Consider the following 16,548-nt stretch of genomic DNA (forward strand, 5'->3'; position numbering starts at 1 on the left):
ACCCCTTTATTTATATTTATGTAAAAAAAGACCGGAGAAGACGCTGAATCAACTTATGTACGGTAGTCTTTCCGGTCGATCTTCACATGGCTTGAACCTCTCACCACCAACTCACCCGCCAATTTTTGCGCAGACCCTTGTTCATTCTCCTTGATCATACCCACCAGTTGATTAATTGCCAGGATACCCTGTCTTGCAATTTGATTTCTTACCGTTGTGAGCGGTGGAGAGAAATACTGTGCGATATCAATATCGTCAAAACCCACGACACTAACATCTTGAGGCACTTCAAAACCCTCAGACTTCAACGCATGCATACAGCCAATTGCACTCAAGTCATTCCCTGCAAGAAATGCATCAGGCCGCTTGCCGGGGTGCAAATGAAGAAAAGATTTTATAGCACTATATGTGCTATCCTCCTCAAAATACCCCTGTATAATGTAATCTTCATCGATTGGAAGCTGGTATTCATGCAGGGCAGCCAGATAGCCATCTCTACGTTGCACACTATCAAACATCGTGTCCACACCCGAAATATAAGCAATTTTCTTGTGCCCAAGCCCAATCAAATACTTGGTTGCTTCGTAAGCAGCTACATACGAGTCAAAAATGACACTTCCCATCGTATCGCTCTGATAGACCCGATCCAGAAAAACAGCCTTGATCTTATCTTTCTCCATGGCGATAATATCTTGTTCATCGATCCGAAGCTCTTCGTAGATAATGACACCATCCACCCGCCGACCCAGAATATTACTCATAATAACGTGTTTATCCTTGGTCACAAATACATTCAGCCCGTACCCAAGACGATCACATTCGCGAGACATCGACTCAACCAGCTTATAGAAATACGGGCCCGATACACTTGTAGTGAAAAAACCAAGCATTTTGGTTTGACCGGACTTCAACAGCTTGCCGTTCAGATTAGGCACATAATTTAAACGCTCTGCCACCTTGAGAACATGTGATTTTGTCTCCGGGTTCAAGACATCTACACCATTTAAAGCGTTGGAGACTGTAGAGATGGATACGCCTGCTTCCCTTGCTACATCTTTAATCGTTATCTTTGCCATAAGTTTTGTTCCTTTACTATAAAAACGTTTTTATAATGTTTAAATTATCATAAAACCGTTTTCATGGCAACACTTTAATTTGCGAGCTCAGGCATCATGCACTTTATTCATAGCTATACGCCACTGCGGGCACAAAAAAACGGCTCATGTATGAGCCGCCGTTCCTGTAGTTTTAGCTTTCTATTCCTCATCCTGGACATACATGGAGTGAATCTGTTGCAGTTGCTCTTCCAGACGTTCCAAGCGAACAAAACGATCCGCTCGAATATATTCCTTCTGCTCCACAAGCATGATCATTGTTGGAACGGTAAAAATAAGAAACTTGGACGCAACCTCTTCCACTTCATTAGCATTAATGTGACCCAGGTATATCGATGGATAAGGTTCAAGCAACGTCCTGATCTTGGGGAGTAAAGCATGACATACACTACACTCTGGACGAGATACATACAAAAAAACCAATTCATGTTGTTGAATAGCTTCTTCAACCATTTCTATGGATGTTAACTCATGAATATCTTTCATAGAAGCTCAACCCTTTCAGTCATTCAATAGCTTGCTCATTTAAACTTTTTCTTTCAAGTATAACCTATGTGCGTTAGAATCAAATGGAATATATCCCCATATGAAAGAGGTTATGGTATGAAAAAATCATTCTTATTTCTGTTCACTGCCCTGGTTGTTGTTACTTCCTTCTCGGCGTATACGCCTGTGTCGAATGCCTCTGGTGATATTGGAGTAAGCCTGCTGTCCGATCGTCAGCAAGGTACTGTAAAGTAGTACTTGTACAGAAAGTAACAGGCGACAATTCGGATAACATCTGAATTAGTCGCCTGCTTTCATTTAGTCATATTGATTTTTATTTCCAATCTCTCTTCCGAAGATAAGATTCAAATACAAAAGTTCCAAACGGCAATAGACCGGCGAGTCCACCCATCAGCCAACGTGTTATCTTCCACTTTTTGACCAGAGCCAAATGCACTAGGGCAATAAGGTACAAAGGAAACAAAATACCATGAATCATGCCCATTACGGCTACAGCGGAAGAGATATCTGCAAAATATTTCAGAGGCATAGCAATAAAAATCAACAGAAGTAAGGATACGCCCTCCCATATGCCCGCAATTCTGAATCGGCCTGTCACTGTTTTCATAAAGTCCATTCTCACCTTTCCTGCTAATCGTTTGTGAAATATGTAACTTGTAACATGATACAAAAACCTCACGCCACATCTCTGTACAGATATGTCGCTCTGAAGCTCATATTCAGTATAACGTATGTGTCCGATTCGAAGATGCTTCAAATTTGAATAATTATTGAATCCATAAAACCAGATTCCCACATCAGGTCTTTTGGATTCAAGTCGTCTCACGCTCAATCAGCTGGTATGTCAGCTGTTCGGTCTGCAACTCCATTTTACCCAATACGGCCCACAATTGATGGAAAGCCTGGGTGGCTTGCTCCGCAATCGGATTGTGTATGGTCGTGATTCCAAGAACACGGGAAAGCTCGATATCATCAAACCCCACAATGGCAAGTTGTTCCGGTACCTGAATATTCCGTCTGCGTGCTTCACTCAGAATGCCGATAGCTGCATAATCATTCGAACATAATACGGCCTGTGGAAGTTCTGGCCCCTCAGCCATTCTTCGCATCGCTTCTTCGCCATCGGAGGAGCTAAATACGGAATATTGATATGCTTCAGTCCACACATGCAACCCTCTGCTCTTCATGAAAGATTCATAGGCTTCACGGCGGCTCTGGGTATTCAGACTTTCAGCCCTTCCGAATGCATTCGCAATTCGAGTGTATCCTCTTGTTACCAGATGCTCCAGAGCTAACTTATACCCCTCTGCCTGATCCATCGCAACAGACGGAATCTCGTCATTCCCCATTCGCTGCCAGGAGACAATGGGCCCATACTCCATATAAGCCTTTAATTTCCGAGGGTCATTGACACAAGCAATAATAACTAGCCCATCTACTCGTTTACTGCGCAGATCTTCGAATGCCTGCAATTCAATCTCCGGATCTCCACGGGATGTATAAATAATCGTCTGAAACCCAAAATCCATAGCTGTATCAATGAATTGATTCATGAATGTAAGAATGATTTCACCTGTGGTAGAGGTCACAATTCCAATCTGCTTTGTTTGCCCTGTAGATAACGATACCGCATTCCGGTTGGGAATATAATTCAACTGTTTCATAATATCCGTTATGATCTGTCTTGCTTCATCACTAACATGCGGAGAATGATTAATCACTCGTGACACTGTCGCTTTTGAGTAACCGGACCGCTTCATAATTTCATCAAACTTGGACATCGGAGACTCCCTTCTTGCTAACGAACTATATAAGTTCTACTAAGATTATTTACACAGGCACTTCGATGACAGAACAACCTTCCGATCGCTGTTATCCCCAGATTTTTTGATTCCCATATCTAAACGGGAAAATCCGGGGATAAAGGCGACCGCTTCGCTTCTTCTGGTTATTTCTGTCCTCTCCGTTTCGTGTAAATTTTAGTTGAACTTATTTAGAATAATAGTATGCCTTAATTTGAGGTCAAAAGTAAAACTTGACGTGTAACCCGTTACAACGTTTAAGCTTTTTTTATGTCATACATGAATCATCTTAAATATAAATTTGATGAATGGAGCGATACACATGAGTAACTCTCAAAATCATATCTATCAATTCCCGGAAAATTTCCTGTGGGGTGGCGCAATTGCAGCCAACCAGGCTGAAGGTGCATACAATCAAGGCGGCAAAGGATTATCTACTCAGGATGTAGCTCCCAAAGGCATCATGGGTCCAATCACGGAGGAACCAACCGAAGATAACATGAAACTGATCGGTATCGATCTGTATCATCGCTACAAGGAAGATGTAAAACTGTTTGCCGAGATGGGCTTCAAGGTATTCCGTACTTCCATCGCCTGGTCCCGAATTTTTCCAAAAGGGGACGAGCTGGAACCAAATGAAGAAGGTCTGCAATTCTACGACGATCTGTTTGACGAGTGTCACAAATACGGGATAGAACCACTGGTTACGCTATCCCACTATGAGACACCTCTTCACTTGTCCAAAGAATACGACGGCTGGGTTAACCGAAAAATGGTTGGATTCTATGAGCGTTATGTAACTGCCGTATTTAAACGTTATAAAAACAAAGTAAAATATTGGCTTACTTTTAACGAAATCAATTCGATTCTTGAAGCACCCTTCATGAGTGGAGGCATCTACACGCCGAAGGAAAAGCTTAGCAAGCAAGATCTGTATCAAGCGATCCATCATGAGTTTGTAGCAAGTGCTTCCGCTGTGAAGCTCTGTCATGAGATCATTCCTACGGCACAGATTGGTTGTATGATGCTCAGTATGCCTACCTACCCGCTGACACCGAATCCAGACGATATGATCAAAGTCATGGAATTCGAGCACAGCAACTATTTCTTCGGTGATGTACACGTAAGAGGTCGCTACCCTGGTTATATGAAACGTTACTTCCGTGAAAATGGAATTGAGATTCAGATGGAAGCTGGCGACGAGGAAATGTTGCTGAATACGGTAGACTTCATTTCTTTCAGTTATTACATGAGTATCTGTCAGACAGCAGACCCGGAGAAACAAATCGCAGGTGAAGGTAATCTGCTTGGGGGTGTACCTAACCCTTATCTGCCAGCAAGTGAATGGGGATGGCAGATTGACCCGCAAGGATTGCGTTATGTGCTTAACATGTTCTATGACCGCTATCAAAAACCACTGTTTATTGTAGAAAATGGTCTTGGTGCTGTTGATGAATTGATCACGGGTGCTGACGGCGAGAAAACAGTTGAAGATGACTACCGAATCCAGTATTTAAATGATCATCTGGTTCAAGTTGGTGAAGCTATTGAAGATGGCGTTGAAATTATGGGTTATACATCATGGGGTTGCATTGATGTTGTCAGTGCGTCTTCTGCCCAATTGAAAAAACGTTATGGCTATATCTATGTTGATCGTCATGACGATGGATCAGGAACACTCGAACGTTATCGCAAGAAATCCTTCCATTGGTACAAAGAAGTGATCAGCAGTAACGGGAAAAGTTTGCAGCGTTAAGGTTCCTTAAGCAAATGTAACAGATACATTCTTCTATCCCCCAGACATATCACATGAAAGAGTGTCGGTTATACGATACCATGGCATGTTTTCTGTCTGGGGGATTTTATTTTACAAAAAGAAACACCCGATGATACACATCGGGCATTCTCATTAGCTACTATCACGTTGTTCACTATTTATTCTTCACTATATGTTCTTCACTACATCCCTGCTGTACTTTGTTTTGTCTTCTTCCGTTATCTTGCGGAGGACCCTGCAAGGATTACCCGCAGCAATCACACCAGACGGTATACTCTTGGTCACTACGCTCCCTGCGCCAATGATCGTATTGTCTCCAATGGTCACTCCGGCAAGAACTGTCACACCGCCACCGATCCACACATTATTCCCTACCGTGATGGATCCAACAATCTCCAGACCTTCATTGCGCTGCTCCACATCAAAAGGGTGGCCTGCAGTATAAAATCCACAATTTGGAGCAACAAAAACGTTATCTCCAAAACTAATTTTGCCTCCATCCAACATGACAATATTATGATTGCTATAGAAGTTCTCACCAATTTCAATATTATAACCATAATCACATACAAAGGGCTGTTCAATCAGGAAACGATCCGTCGTTTTCCCGAGCAGTTTCTTAATTAACGCTTCTCGTTCATTGATCTTGCCTGGATGGAGCTGGTTATAATCGTAACAAAGTCCTTTGGCATACAAACGCTCTTCAATTAACTCTTGATCATAATTGGCATTATATAGTAGCCCTAATTGCGATTTCTCTTTTTCAGTCATCATATCCTAGCACTTCCCATCTTCTATCTATACATATGTTAAAGCTCTATCTCTCTAATGATTCTGGCAGGATTGCCGCCAACGATCATATTATCGGGAACCACATCTAATATCGTACAGTTAAAATTGGTATAAAAATGATTGCCTACATGAATGTTATATCCATAATCCACATGAATATTAGGTTCCATGCCCAGGTGTTCACCTGTAGATCCAAACAGTTCCTTCAATAACCTGGTGCGAAGCTCACCGTCCGTTTCCGTCGTTTGATTAAACGTCCGAGTCATTTTCCTTGCATACTCTCTGTCCTCAGATAATTGAAGATCCGAAGCCATGTACAGCTCGCCATCCAGCATTTTTTGTTTTTCCGTCTTCGTAGTCATGATCACCGCTCCCTCAATACACATCATGTAATTCACATTAAATAACACTTTTTAAAACTATTTTAATTATATAGATTAGTATGAATAAAGCAAGTTTTGCTTGATATGAAAATGGTTTAATCTACTGACGCGTACTCTAGCGAAACAGCAAAAAAACCTCTACACCCATTAGACTATGGGAATGCAGAGGTTCAAGCTTTTGTCTAATTTCTTTATTCTAAGCAACCGCCTGAACGGTTTTTTCCTTAACGCTAATGGCATAGATGGCAGACAGCAAACCAAGCAGAATCAGAACAGAACCAACCCATCCGGTGTTCAGAATCGATGAGTGATCAATTACCATGCCACCGATATAAGTACCCAGTGCAATACCTGCATGTGCAATACCTGAGTTGGTGCTGATTAGCGTTTCAGCTGTTTCCGGTGACGTTTTGATAATCAAACTATTTTGTACAGGCGTAACGGTCCAGCTCAGTGCACTCCAGATGCTTAACAATAACAAGAAGGCGATCAAAGGCAATCCCACACTGAACGGAATGACAGCCATGCTTACGATAAAAGGAATCAGCACAATGACAATGGCTTTAGCAGGATGCAGACGATCGGATAACATGCCACCTATGCCTCCACCTGCAACAGCAGCGATCCCAAACATCATATAGATAAAGGTAACCATCGTGGCGCTGGCACCCAGCGTTTCTTGCAGAAACGGTGTGAAATACGCATATAAAGTCAAATGACCCGCAAGCACAAGTAAAGTTGTCGCATGGATTGCCAACATTTTAGGATTCCACAGAGCCGTAAGCTGTTTCTTCAAGGATACAGCAGGAATCGGCTGCACACGATCCATCGCAATCCAGATGGCCACCATAACCACTGCGGTCAGAACAGCGATCAACATAAACACCTCACGCCAGCCTGCCAAGTTACCTACAAAGATTCCAAGAGGTACACCCAGGATAAGTGATGCACTACCTCCCATGGTAATGATCCCCACGGCGCGTCCTTTATATTGTGGTTCCACAATGCGAGCTGCAAGGGTCAGGGAGAGTACAAAAATAAGTGAGCCCGTGGCGGCTCCGAGCGCTCTGCCCGCCATCAGCATATAAAAGCTGGTACTGAATGCAGAAATCAGATTACTGATTAGAAATACAAACAGCGTACACATATATACTTTTTTACGCTCGAATCTGGCCGTCATATTTAATAAAATCGGCGCAGACAACGCATAGACCAGTGAGAAAATAGAAATTAAATACCCGGCTTTCGCCAGGGAAAGACGAAGATCCGTAGCAATCAGGTCCAGAATTCCGCCCAAGATCAGTTCAACGGTTCCGACCACAAATGCTGCGATAGCAAGCACATATACTTTCTTATTCATTTTTGAATCCTCCTCAAAAAGTTACAACTACGATAGTAACCCATAAGAATGAAAGTTTCAATAGTTATTTTCATGATTATTTTCAAACAAAGATATAACAAAAAAACTATTCTCCAAGAGAATAGTTTTAATAGATCAATCTGGTGAGCAGTTTCTCGATTTCAGCATCCTGTAACAGTTGGTCACCGTATTTTTTGGTAATTTGTGTAAGCGCAACATCATGGTAGAAATAATCAGTCATCGCTTTGACAATCGGTTTGGACATCGTCTTGATCGCTCGCCATGAATCGTGCTCCACACCGGCAAACAGCAGATATGCATGATCCACAATAAGCAGTTGTGAAGGTTCCGGCGCATCAAGCAATGGAATCAACGAGTATATCCGGTTTAAGGATGTCTCCATTCCCCCAACGGCAAGCACTTCAACGTACACGCCCTGCTTTTCCTTCTGCTCCAGCAGTTCACGATATTTCTCCATTCGCTCATTCCAGGCCAGAAAAAGAATTGATGAATCTGCTTCCTCGATAAGCTGTTCGATATTCGATGCGATGGACGACTCATCTTTTAACGTCCAAATATGCTCATCCGTAAATGTACGTTTGATTTTGTAACTTTTCAATTCCTCAATATCTTTCTCAAAATCAGCCTTGATCTTATGAATAATGGACTGAAGATCCACAGCCATATATAGTTTTTTCTTCCCATCCATCGTTGTCAGCACCGTTCCCTTGTCAATCAGGCGATTAAGTACTTCATAAATTTTGGCTTTGGGAACGTTGGAGTAATTTACAATCGATGTGGCATCAAGCGGTTCATCCTGTGCAAATATAGCCTCGTATACCTGGCTCTCATATTGTGTAAAACCGAATTTCTGCAACATATTTGGATCGGCGCATCCCTTCTTATTATGTCTGGTCTATCTAGTTTAGACGGCTACACTTCCCATGTCCAGTATGTCCCAACTGACCTTGGATTGTTGAATCAAAATTAAAAGTGATGTCCCCAAAATAAAATCACTTTCCAGTGGTTATATTAAGAATCGGAATACACATTTTGCTTGTGGAAGGAGCTGTAATTTTCAATGGAAAGCACTCAAGATTTTGTGAAGAAAGTTAACGAAAATGCCGAAAAAGCACGTCACAATAAAAACAACGGCAAGGGAACACCAGGGGACAAGTTGCCATCGAAGCAGCATTCTACGAATAAGTAGAGTCTATTTATTGAACAGCATGACTTCCGTCTAACACCCTTTCTTCTACTTTTCATCTACTATTAAGAACATTTAATAGAAAAGAGATGATTAGTATGGCTCGTGTCAATGCTGTTCCACAACCGGATCTGGTATTAATCTATTGGTCCAGAAATCCGCTCATTCCCGGTTCTGCGCGCAGAATCCAAAGTGTACGTGTGATTGGTAATACGTCTCCATGTACATTCACACTGGTTCCTGGTGCACGGTTGATCAATGCACTGAACTGCTTGCTGGACAATGATATTGGATTCAAAGTGGTATACCGCCAGAAAACGTCAACAATCAGTGGAGTTCTGTTATTGAAACGCAGATAATTCGAAGCAAAAAAATGGTGCCTCCCTTTAAGGAGCGCACCATTTTTCATGTTCCATTCTTGGATATTATGAATCAATCATGCTATTGGTTAGCAGCGATCGTTTCATTCACTTCCTTTGTGATCTGATCGCCGCCAAGTTTCTTCCAATTCGCAACAAAGTTATCGAACTCGTCAATCGACAAGTTACCATAGATGATTTTCAGAAACGTCTCGGCTCTCAGTTTATCCAGTGTAGCTTGCTTCGTATTCATTGTTCTCGTCGGTGCATAGATGAATTCATTCATGACAATGAGGTCATTATCCCGATAATATTTAATCACACCTTGTGAACTCTCGGGGCCAAAGATACGCTCCATATGCCACTTATCGAGATTCCCATTCCGATAATCCATAATATCGTCATAGAACAGCTTCGCTTCGAGTTCCAATCCGGACGTATCTCCAGTTTTGAGCGCCTGCTCTACTTCATCCTGTGCTTTCACATTTTTGTTGGCTGGCAGGTTGGAGACTGTCGCATTATGAAAACCAAGACCTGTCAATCCGTTCAAATAAGCAGCCCGTTCTTCCTTGGCAGACTCACCGAACATTTTTTCAGCCTGGAAATTAAGCAGTTTAATCAACGCTTCTGGATGCTCGTAGCCTTTGCGAACGGCAAATATACCGCCCAGACTAAGATGATTCTGTGTTTTGGCTGGCTGATCATCAATCGATTGAACCGGGTAAGCCATCCAGTCGATGTTTTTGTCTTTCTTAATCATGCTGCTAACCTGAAATGGTGCCCATTGTGGCAGAAAGAACATGCCTGACTTGCCTGCATTCACATCCTCCATCATTTTAGCAAAATCCTTCACGCCAAATTCGGGATCAAGCACACCCTTCTGATACAGAGTCTGAAGCTCACGTAATCCTTCTTTCACTTCGGGTTGGATCGTCCCATTCACGACTTGACCTGAAGCATCCTTAATCCAGGTTTCGAGATAACCATGATAGCCAAGCAAGAACGCGTTGATAGGTAAATCCTTGTTTAAGGCGATACCGTACGTATCATCTTTGCCATTTCCGTCTGGATCTTCGAAGGTAAAGGCTTCCGCAATCTGGATGACATCCTGCATGGATTTGGGCGCTTCAAGACCAACCTTTTTTAACCAATCCTGACGAATCCAGATCATATCTGAGGAATCCAGCGAGCCTGGGAAACTCACCATGGCGTATATTTTGCCATCCTTGGTTACCGGCTTCAAACCTGCTCCATCTTCAGCAGACATAAACTCCTTAACCAGTTCGGATGCATACTTGTCATATACTTCGGTCAGATCCTCCAGCATCCCTGCTTCATGCAGTTGTTCGAATTGAACAGCACTCACTTTCAGTACATCCGGCAGATCACCACTCGCGAGCGTAACATTCATCTTATCGTTATAATTGGCATCCGGAACAATCCATTCATACGTGACATCAATACCGAGTTCATCCTTGTACCCTCTGGTCCAGATGTTATTGGCGTGTGTATCTCCTTGAGCAAGCGATTCTTTCCCTGTTTCATTCATGGTGGAAGTCAATTTAATGGGTGGGTCATATTTCGTAAGTGGTCCTCCCGCATCCTGCTGTGTGTTCGGTTCAGCTTCATTCTCGGCACTTCCCGCACCAGATGAACAGGCAGCAAGTGTGGTGGCCAGTACCATGGTTAATGTTAATAATGAGAACTTCTTGAATGATATATTCATGCGAATCCCCCTTTTTTCTCCTCCCGTGAGGTATAATTTTATATTACAAAGAAAGCGCTATCACTTCGAGTGTATCCCGTTGACATCTGGTATCTTTGATTTACCATTTGAGATATCATCTAACTTTTCTGATCCCGATACTCTTGAGGGGTGCAGCCTGTTGCTTTTTTGAAGAAACGATAAAAATAGTGCTGATCGCTAAATCCAACTTTCGCGGATATTTCATGCATCTTGCAGGAAGAACCCAGAAGCAACTCTTTGCTTCGCTCCACTCTGCGGTCATGGATGTAGTCTGATATGCCTTTGCCGGTAATCCGTTTATACCAACGCGACAGATAAGAAGGGTTAAGCGAGACTTCTTGTGCGATCCGTGTGAGTGAGAGGTCATCCTCCAGATGGTGTTTGATATAATGATGGATCGTGATCAGAATCTGTGATTGGTCGTTTAGGCGGGCATCACTTCGTTTGGAGATCATCCATTCGTATGCCGATTGATAAAAGATGACCAGATCAGACCATGCGGTATGGATGTCAAAATGCAGCATTCGGGAAAGCGATATTTCTTCCATTGCTGACTCATACAACCCCAGTTCGTGCAGGACTTCAATGAGTACATTGGCTGCACCCGTATACGTTTTCATGCGAAAGAACGGATCTTGAAGCCCTTCCTTCGCAGCCTCGGTCCATTTATGGAAAGGCTCCATCCATTCCCGATCCCCGGCGGTTATTCGCTGTTTGATCTGATCCAGATGCAGTGTTACAACACCCTGTTGATTCATAATGCTAGGGGTGTAAGGCAATTCATCCTGGATATTTACACGCAGCAGCTTCTCCATCCCAAGCCCGGGACTCTCATGAATCGACAGGCGTAACTGCCCGATTGCCTGATTAACCCTGCTCCACTCTACCGCCTGCTCGCTGACCATGATGGATACAGACAGGTTCAAGCAGTCCGCACAGGATTGCTGCACAGACTCCAATGTGCCATAGACAAAACGAAGGGTCTGTACCCAGTTATCCAGCTGACTACCTCGTTCCCCTTGTGTATCAGATACGTATGACGGATACGTCTCTTGCGATTGAATAAAACACGCAATGACCTGAGTGTCCAGATCAATCGCCTTCACCTTAGCCTTGTCTTGCAGCAGCTCCTCCGCAACATTGGCAACGGCATAGCGGATGAGACTGCGATCCGCCTGGGACTGATAGTTGTTCCATTCTTCTACCCGGATAATCACAGGAATAACGAGTTGATCGGATTCGAAAGGTAACTGCACAGCATCCAGTTCTTCCTGAAGTGAAACGATATCATGTCTATCCGTTCGCTTAAGCACATCCAGCAGCAATTGACGCTGTAACTGGGGCAGCGCTCTTGGCAATTTACTGCGAAACCAGGCAGCTTGGTAGCGAAAATCATTCTCTTCCGAGATCTGTGTTAATGCCCGTTCTACCGCGGCCCGAATATGATTCATGCCCTCTGTCTTTAACAGGTAATCAACAACGCACGGATTGCGAATGGCTTGGTGTGCATAATCGAATTCGTTATGACCGGTCAGCAAGAGAACTTTGCATCGTGGCCACCGATCCATAATCTGCTCGATCAATTGCATGCCATCCATACCAGGCATACAGATATCGCTGAGTACAATATCAATCTTGACCGAGTTCAGCCAATCGATAGCTTCATAGGCAGAGTAAGCCTTGATTATCTCCATATCCTGAAAGTTCGCCTTTTGAAAGAAAGCATACAGTCCATCTAAAATAACGGGTTCATCATCTACAATAAGCATTCGTTGCATAACGCTACTCCCCTTTCCATGGAATCTTCACTATAATGCACAACCCACCGAGCTCACTTCGCTGCGCTGTAAGACCATAGGCAGCCCCGAATTTGATCCTTAATCGCTGATTCACATTCAAGAGCCCGGTTATCTCTTCGTTTCCATGTTTCCGCTCTATTTCCTCAAAGGCAGATTTCAGGTAATTCAATGTTTCGTCGGTTAACTGATCCCCATCATCCTCAATGCGAATGGATAGGTTGTCCTGATCCTGTTGGTATGAAAGCTGTAAAATCCCTCCCTGACTACGCTTGGCTAGTGCATGCTCGAACACATTTTCCACGATCGGCTGGATAATAACTCTGGGAATCGAAATCATTCTGTACCTTGCATCCAGATCCCCCAATTGCAATTGAATTCTCGAGCCAAACCGGATTTTCTGAATGGATGCATAGACCAGCGCATGATCAATTTCAGCACCCAACGATACCTCTGTATGAGAATCCCGAGACATGTACCTGAAATATTGACCCAGATAGTCGGTGAATTCCTGAATGAGCTCCACATTCTCTACCTCAGCCATCTGCTTGATGCTGAACAGACTGTTGTATAAAAAGTGAGGTTGAATCTGGGATTGCAGATGTTTGAGTTCCGCCTCACTTGTTCGAATCCGCGCAACATAATTCTCATCGATCAAAATATGTAAGCGCTCTATCATATGGTTGAATCGAGAGTATAAATAGCCGAATTCATCCCTTCTGGATGAAGGAATATGTACGCTTGTCTGGCCCTGCTCTGCCATCCTGAATCCTCGAATGAGTACCGCTAGCGGTTGGTGAATTGATCTGTAGATCGAAAACGAGAAGACAATAATGATCACAACCGACATGAAGGTGACCATCCATAACCATACGTTGTATTGTTCCAGCGGCGCACTCAGCACATCCTGCGGTATAGTAGCTGTCAGGGTGAACGAGTGATTCTTATCATGCAACGAATAATAGAGATATGGATCAGATTGAAACTTTGTAACTTGCATGGATTCGGACGGTTCAGGTGAAACTGTTCGAAGCGGTTTAACAGGTGCTGGCTGCTCGGAAGAAGAAATCACTACATGTTGCTGTTCACCAAAACTCAGTGTAATTTCACTTTCGCCTGTTTCCGACAGCTGCTGCAAACGATGTTTCAGTTCTTCAGCAGACAAGCGTATCCCTAATATGAAATTGGGTGGTTCCTCATGGTTCATGTTATATGGATTACTTTTCAGAAAATAGAGATCGTTATTGGAATGTGATAATTCGCCATTCAGATTCCCCATCGTGGCGAGCAGATTCTGCCATTCGTTATCCTCCACGTCGCGAATCCCGTCCGCAGCACTGACCCGTTTGTGTAGAGCAGGAACATAGTACACCACATCACTAATATAGGGACTTGTCACCATGATCTGACCCAGCTTATTGTGGATATTGTTCAGACTGGACGTGACTTCATAGCTGCTCATAATTGCGGCTCGTGTACTTAGTGTGGACATGGTTTCATCAAATGAAAATTCGGTAACCAGCGCACTCATTCGCTCCAATTCGAATTGCAGATGATTATGGTAGAAGTACAATTTGGATTCATGCGCCTTCTCCACCTCCGTCTGCATTTGTTTGGAGCTGACTTGCGTAATCATAATGCTTATCCCATACAAGGGCAGAATGACCAGTACAAAAGCAATCATCAGTTTGACAACAATGGATGACTCTCTCCATCTCCCCCGGATGAATCGCAAAGTTTCCCTCCTCCTTTCCTCACGCTCTCTCATCAATAGCAAAAAAGGAGCCAGAAATCGGCTCCTTCCATCGATCGGTTTTCCTCCTATCGATCTTATCCCTTTACACTTCCGACGACAAGACCATGAACGAAATACCGTTGCAGGAACGGATACACAAGCAGGATCGGAATAACGGACAAAAAGATCTGGGAAGCTTGGGTGGTTCTATCCGATACCTGACTTAAGAGCGTTGCATCTTCCAGCGTCATCATCTCACTCTGAATCATCGTCACCTGCTGCAACATGGACTGAAGATAGGTAGCAAGTGGATAACCTTCCGGACTCTTCATGTAGATCATGCCATCAAACCAGGCGTTCCAGTGTCCCACCATGGCGAACAGTGTAATGGTCGCGATACTGGGCAGAGAGATCGGAAGATAAATGCTGCATAGGGTTCTGAAATGTCCTGCCCCATCCATCCAGGAAGCTTCTTCAAGCTCCTTCGGTAATCCCCGGAAGAAATTAAGCATTAATAGCACATTAAAGATCGGAACAGCACCTGGCAGAATCAGGGCCCAGATCGAATCCAATAACCCCGCTTCCTTAACCACCAGATAACCCGGGATCAACCCTCCACTGAACAACATCGTGAATACGAATATCCAGGCGTAGAATGTTCTTGAGCGGAATTTGGCAGCCTCTTTGGAGAGCGGATAAGCTACCAGAATCGTGAAGATCAGATTGGTCGTAACCCCCAGGACTACACGGAGAAGGCTCGTGCCAAATGAGTTCAGGAACTGCTGATTTTCCAGAATGTATTGATAGGAGGACAATGTAAAATCCACAGGCCAGAATGTGACACTTCCCGCTTTGACCGCATCACTTGAACTAAATGAAATCGCTAATATATTCACAATCGGGAACAGGCATAACAAGGCAAGAATCGTCAGGATGACGTAGTTAAACCCTAGGAACCACCGATAGGCTCTTGAAGCGTGGTGCATGACTCTGCCTCCTTTCTAGAATATCCGATAATTCGCGAACCGATAGGCCAAGAAATAACCAAGTCCGATAAAAATGAAGGAAACAACAGATTTGATAAGACCCAGCGCTGTTGATACGGAATACTGTGCATCCTGCAATCCAATCCGGTAGATCATCGTATCGAGAATATCTCCTGATTCATACACCAAAGGATTATACAAATTGAACACTTGATCAAAACCGCCGTTGAGTACATTCCCCAGACTAAGCGTTACCATCAAAATTACGATCGGGCGAATGCCGGGCAGTGTGATATGCCATGTCTGCTTCCATCTTCCCGCTCCATCCATAACAGAAGCTTCGTAGAGAGACTTATCAATATTCGTGAGGGCAGCCAGATAGATAATCGTACCAAATCCGAATTCTTTCCATTGGTCTGTGATGACAAGTATGTATGGAAACCACTCGTTACTGGCCAGGAATTGAATCGGGTCAATTCCGAGGGATTTGAGCAACATATTAACGATCCCCGTGCTGGGAGATAACACATCCACGATGATTCCCGCCAGAATAACCCAAGAGAAAAAGTGAGGCATATAAATTACAGTCTGAATCGTTCTTTTGAAACCTGTCTTGCGAACCTCGTTGAGCAACAAGGCTACAAGTACCGGAATGACCAAGCCGGACACAATTTTCATCGTTGATATAAATACCGTATTCCATACAACTTGCGAGAAACCGGGCAGATCGAACAGATACCTGAAATTATCCCACCCCACCCAGTTCATGTTTTTGAATCCGGCAATGGGAGAGAAATTCTGAAAGGCAATAGATAGCCCCGCCATCGGAATGTAACCGAATACAATAATAATCAGCAGTCCGGGTAGAATCATAAGATGAAGCGGAACGTTTCGGATAAATTGTTTGTAGTTGGAACGCATAGCTGACTCCTCCTTCAACGTTTATTATAGGAGCAGCCCGTTCACCGCAATAGTGTGGGCT

General features: G+C 43.6%; 17 protein-coding genes. 4 read left to right on the forward strand and 13 right to left on the reverse strand.

The window, feature by feature from the left end; genetic code table 11:
- Window positions 1-53: 53 nt before the first annotated feature.
- Together QF049_RS09670 and QF049_RS09675 are read right to left on the reverse strand one after the other, a co-directional pair.
- Window positions 54-1,076 (reverse strand): LacI family DNA-binding transcriptional regulator, encoded by a 1,023-nt coding sequence (locus tag QF049_RS09670; RefSeq protein ID WP_307536926.1) that lies wholly within the window; start codon window positions 1,074-1,076, stop codon window positions 54-56.
- Between the two features lie 180 nt (window positions 1,077-1,256).
- Complete coding sequence (locus QF049_RS09675) at window positions 1,257-1,601, reverse strand: thioredoxin family protein (protein WP_307536929.1); 345 nt, start codon at window positions 1,599-1,601, stop codon at window positions 1,257-1,259.
- Window positions 1,602-1,718: 117 nt separating this feature from the next.
- Here QF049_RS09675 and QF049_RS09680 point away from each other — a divergent pair, with 117 nt between their 5' ends.
- Window positions 1,719-1,856, forward strand: coding sequence for a hypothetical protein (locus QF049_RS09680; protein WP_017688678.1), 138 nt, complete (start codon window positions 1,719-1,721; stop codon window positions 1,854-1,856).
- Between the two features lie 79 nt (window positions 1,857-1,935).
- Here the strand turns inward: QF049_RS09680 and QF049_RS09685 are convergent, their stop codons facing one another.
- Both QF049_RS09685 and QF049_RS09690 read right to left on the reverse strand, forming a co-directional pair.
- Window positions 1,936-2,238: a DUF3817 domain-containing protein gene (locus QF049_RS09685; RefSeq protein ID WP_306068467.1), complete on the reverse strand. Its 303-nt coding sequence runs from the start codon at window positions 2,236-2,238 to the stop codon at window positions 1,936-1,938.
- 196 nt (window positions 2,239-2,434) lie between these two features.
- A complete protein-coding gene (locus QF049_RS09690) occupies window positions 2,435-3,403 on the reverse strand; it encodes a LacI family DNA-binding transcriptional regulator (protein ID WP_307536931.1) in 969 nt (322 codons plus the stop codon).
- Between the two features lie 343 nt (window positions 3,404-3,746).
- On the opposite strand from QF049_RS09690, the gene QF049_RS09695 reads away from it, so the two are divergent.
- Window positions 3,747-5,180: a glycoside hydrolase family 1 protein gene (locus QF049_RS09695; protein ID WP_150367382.1), complete on the forward strand. Its 1,434-nt coding sequence runs from the start codon at window positions 3,747-3,749 to the stop codon at window positions 5,178-5,180.
- Window positions 5,181-5,369: 189 nt separating this feature from the next.
- Here QF049_RS09695 and QF049_RS09700 read toward each other — a convergent pair whose 3' ends face one another.
- The 4 genes from QF049_RS09700 to QF049_RS09715 all read right to left on the reverse strand — a co-directional run bounded on the left by QF049_RS09700 (window position 5,370) and on the right by QF049_RS09715 (window position 8,616).
- On the reverse strand, window positions 5,370-5,972 hold the full coding sequence (locus QF049_RS09700; RefSeq protein ID WP_307543163.1) for a sugar O-acetyltransferase: 603 nt from the start codon (window positions 5,970-5,972) through the stop codon (window positions 5,370-5,372).
- Between the two features lie 38 nt (window positions 5,973-6,010).
- Complete coding sequence (locus QF049_RS09705; protein ID WP_307536935.1) at window positions 6,011-6,355, reverse strand: maltose acetyltransferase domain-containing protein; 345 nt, start codon at window positions 6,353-6,355, stop codon at window positions 6,011-6,013.
- Between the two features lie 217 nt (window positions 6,356-6,572).
- A complete protein-coding gene (locus QF049_RS09710) occupies window positions 6,573-7,736 on the reverse strand; it encodes an MFS transporter (RefSeq protein ID WP_307536937.1) in 1,164 nt (387 codons plus the stop codon).
- Between the two features lie 127 nt (window positions 7,737-7,863).
- On the reverse strand, window positions 7,864-8,616 hold the full coding sequence (locus QF049_RS09715) for a TrmB family transcriptional regulator (protein WP_036670754.1): 753 nt from the start codon (window positions 8,614-8,616) through the stop codon (window positions 7,864-7,866).
- Between the two features lie 201 nt (window positions 8,617-8,817).
- Here QF049_RS09715 and QF049_RS09720 point away from each other — a divergent pair, with 201 nt between their 5' ends.
- The gene (locus tag QF049_RS09720; protein WP_047842809.1) at window positions 8,818-8,946 is read left to right on the forward strand and encodes a DUF4023 family protein; all 129 of its coding nucleotides are present in this window, start codon (window positions 8,818-8,820) and stop codon (window positions 8,944-8,946) included.
- Between the two features lie 95 nt (window positions 8,947-9,041).
- A complete protein-coding gene (locus tag QF049_RS09725; protein WP_307536939.1) occupies window positions 9,042-9,302 on the forward strand; it encodes a hypothetical protein in 261 nt (86 codons plus the stop codon).
- 82 nt (window positions 9,303-9,384) lie between these two features.
- Here QF049_RS09725 and QF049_RS09730 read toward each other — a convergent pair whose 3' ends face one another.
- The 5 genes from QF049_RS09730 to QF049_RS09750 all read right to left on the reverse strand — a co-directional run bounded on the left by QF049_RS09730 (window position 9,385) and on the right by QF049_RS09750 (window position 16,487).
- Window positions 9,385-11,028: an extracellular solute-binding protein gene (locus tag QF049_RS09730; RefSeq protein WP_307536940.1), complete on the reverse strand. Its 1,644-nt coding sequence runs from the start codon at window positions 11,026-11,028 to the stop codon at window positions 9,385-9,387.
- Between the two features lie 119 nt (window positions 11,029-11,147).
- Window positions 11,148-12,827: a response regulator transcription factor gene (locus tag QF049_RS09735; RefSeq protein ID WP_307536942.1), complete on the reverse strand. Its 1,680-nt coding sequence runs from the start codon at window positions 12,825-12,827 to the stop codon at window positions 11,148-11,150.
- Between the two features lie 4 nt (window positions 12,828-12,831).
- Window positions 12,832-14,580 (reverse strand): sensor histidine kinase, encoded by a 1,749-nt coding sequence (locus tag QF049_RS09740; protein ID WP_307536944.1) that lies wholly within the window; start codon window positions 14,578-14,580, stop codon window positions 12,832-12,834.
- Window positions 14,581-14,675: 95 nt separating this feature from the next.
- Window positions 14,676-15,566: a carbohydrate ABC transporter permease gene (locus QF049_RS09745; RefSeq protein WP_127545810.1), complete on the reverse strand. Its 891-nt coding sequence runs from the start codon at window positions 15,564-15,566 to the stop codon at window positions 14,676-14,678.
- Between the two features lie 15 nt (window positions 15,567-15,581).
- Complete coding sequence (locus QF049_RS09750) at window positions 15,582-16,487, reverse strand: ABC transporter permease (RefSeq protein ID WP_307536946.1); 906 nt, start codon at window positions 16,485-16,487, stop codon at window positions 15,582-15,584.
- Window positions 16,488-16,548: the final 61 nt, after the last annotated feature.

Origin of the sequence: Paenibacillus sp. W4I10 (genome assembly GCF_030816325.1) — a bacterium.
Taxonomy (GTDB): domain Bacteria; phylum Bacillota; class Bacilli; order Paenibacillales; family Paenibacillaceae; genus Paenibacillus; species Paenibacillus amylolyticus_B.

What these genes read in the sequence shown, in the direction of transcription:
- QF049_RS09710 (WP_307536937.1), bottom strand. Translation starts at nt 7,736, where the DNA reads ATGAATAAGAAAGTATATGTGCTTGCTATCGCAGCATTTGTGGTCGGA.
- QF049_RS09675 (WP_307536929.1), bottom strand. Translation starts at nt 1,601, where the DNA reads ATGAAAGATATTCATGAGTTAACATCCATAGAAATGGTTGAAGAAGCT.
- QF049_RS09725 (WP_307536939.1), top strand. Translation starts at nt 9,042, where the DNA reads ATGGCTCGTGTCAATGCTGTTCCACAACCGGATCTGGTATTAATCTAT.
- QF049_RS09745 (WP_127545810.1), bottom strand. Translation starts at nt 15,566, where the DNA reads ATGCACCACGCTTCAAGAGCCTATCGGTGGTTCCTAGGGTTTAACTAC.
- QF049_RS09730 (WP_307536940.1), bottom strand. Translation starts at nt 11,028, where the DNA reads ATGAATATATCATTCAAGAAGTTCTCATTATTAACATTAACCATGGTA.
- QF049_RS09700 (WP_307543163.1), bottom strand. Translation starts at nt 5,972, where the DNA reads ATGACTGAAAAAGAGAAATCGCAATTAGGGCTACTATATAATGCCAAT.
- QF049_RS09750 (WP_307536946.1), bottom strand. Translation starts at nt 16,487, where the DNA reads ATGCGTTCCAACTACAAACAATTTATCCGAAACGTTCCGCTTCATCTT.
- QF049_RS09695 (WP_150367382.1), top strand. Translation starts at nt 3,747, where the DNA reads ATGAGTAACTCTCAAAATCATATCTATCAATTCCCGGAAAATTTCCTG.
- QF049_RS09715 (WP_036670754.1), bottom strand. Translation starts at nt 8,616, where the DNA reads ATGTTGCAGAAATTCGGTTTTACACAATATGAGAGCCAGGTATACGAG.
- QF049_RS09685 (WP_306068467.1), bottom strand. Translation starts at nt 2,238, where the DNA reads ATGGACTTTATGAAAACAGTGACAGGCCGATTCAGAATTGCGGGCATA.
- QF049_RS09690 (WP_307536931.1), bottom strand. Translation starts at nt 3,403, where the DNA reads ATGTCCAAGTTTGATGAAATTATGAAGCGGTCCGGTTACTCAAAAGCG.
- QF049_RS09670 (WP_307536926.1), bottom strand. Translation starts at nt 1,076, where the DNA reads ATGGCAAAGATAACGATTAAAGATGTAGCAAGGGAAGCAGGCGTATCC.
- QF049_RS09720 (WP_047842809.1), top strand. Translation starts at nt 8,818, where the DNA reads ATGGAAAGCACTCAAGATTTTGTGAAGAAAGTTAACGAAAATGCCGAA.
- QF049_RS09735 (WP_307536942.1), bottom strand. Translation starts at nt 12,827, where the DNA reads ATGCAACGAATGCTTATTGTAGATGATGAACCCGTTATTTTAGATGGA.
- QF049_RS09705 (WP_307536935.1), bottom strand. Translation starts at nt 6,355, where the DNA reads ATGACTACGAAGACGGAAAAACAAAAAATGCTGGATGGCGAGCTGTAC.
- QF049_RS09680 (WP_017688678.1), top strand. Translation starts at nt 1,719, where the DNA reads ATGAAAAAATCATTCTTATTTCTGTTCACTGCCCTGGTTGTTGTTACT.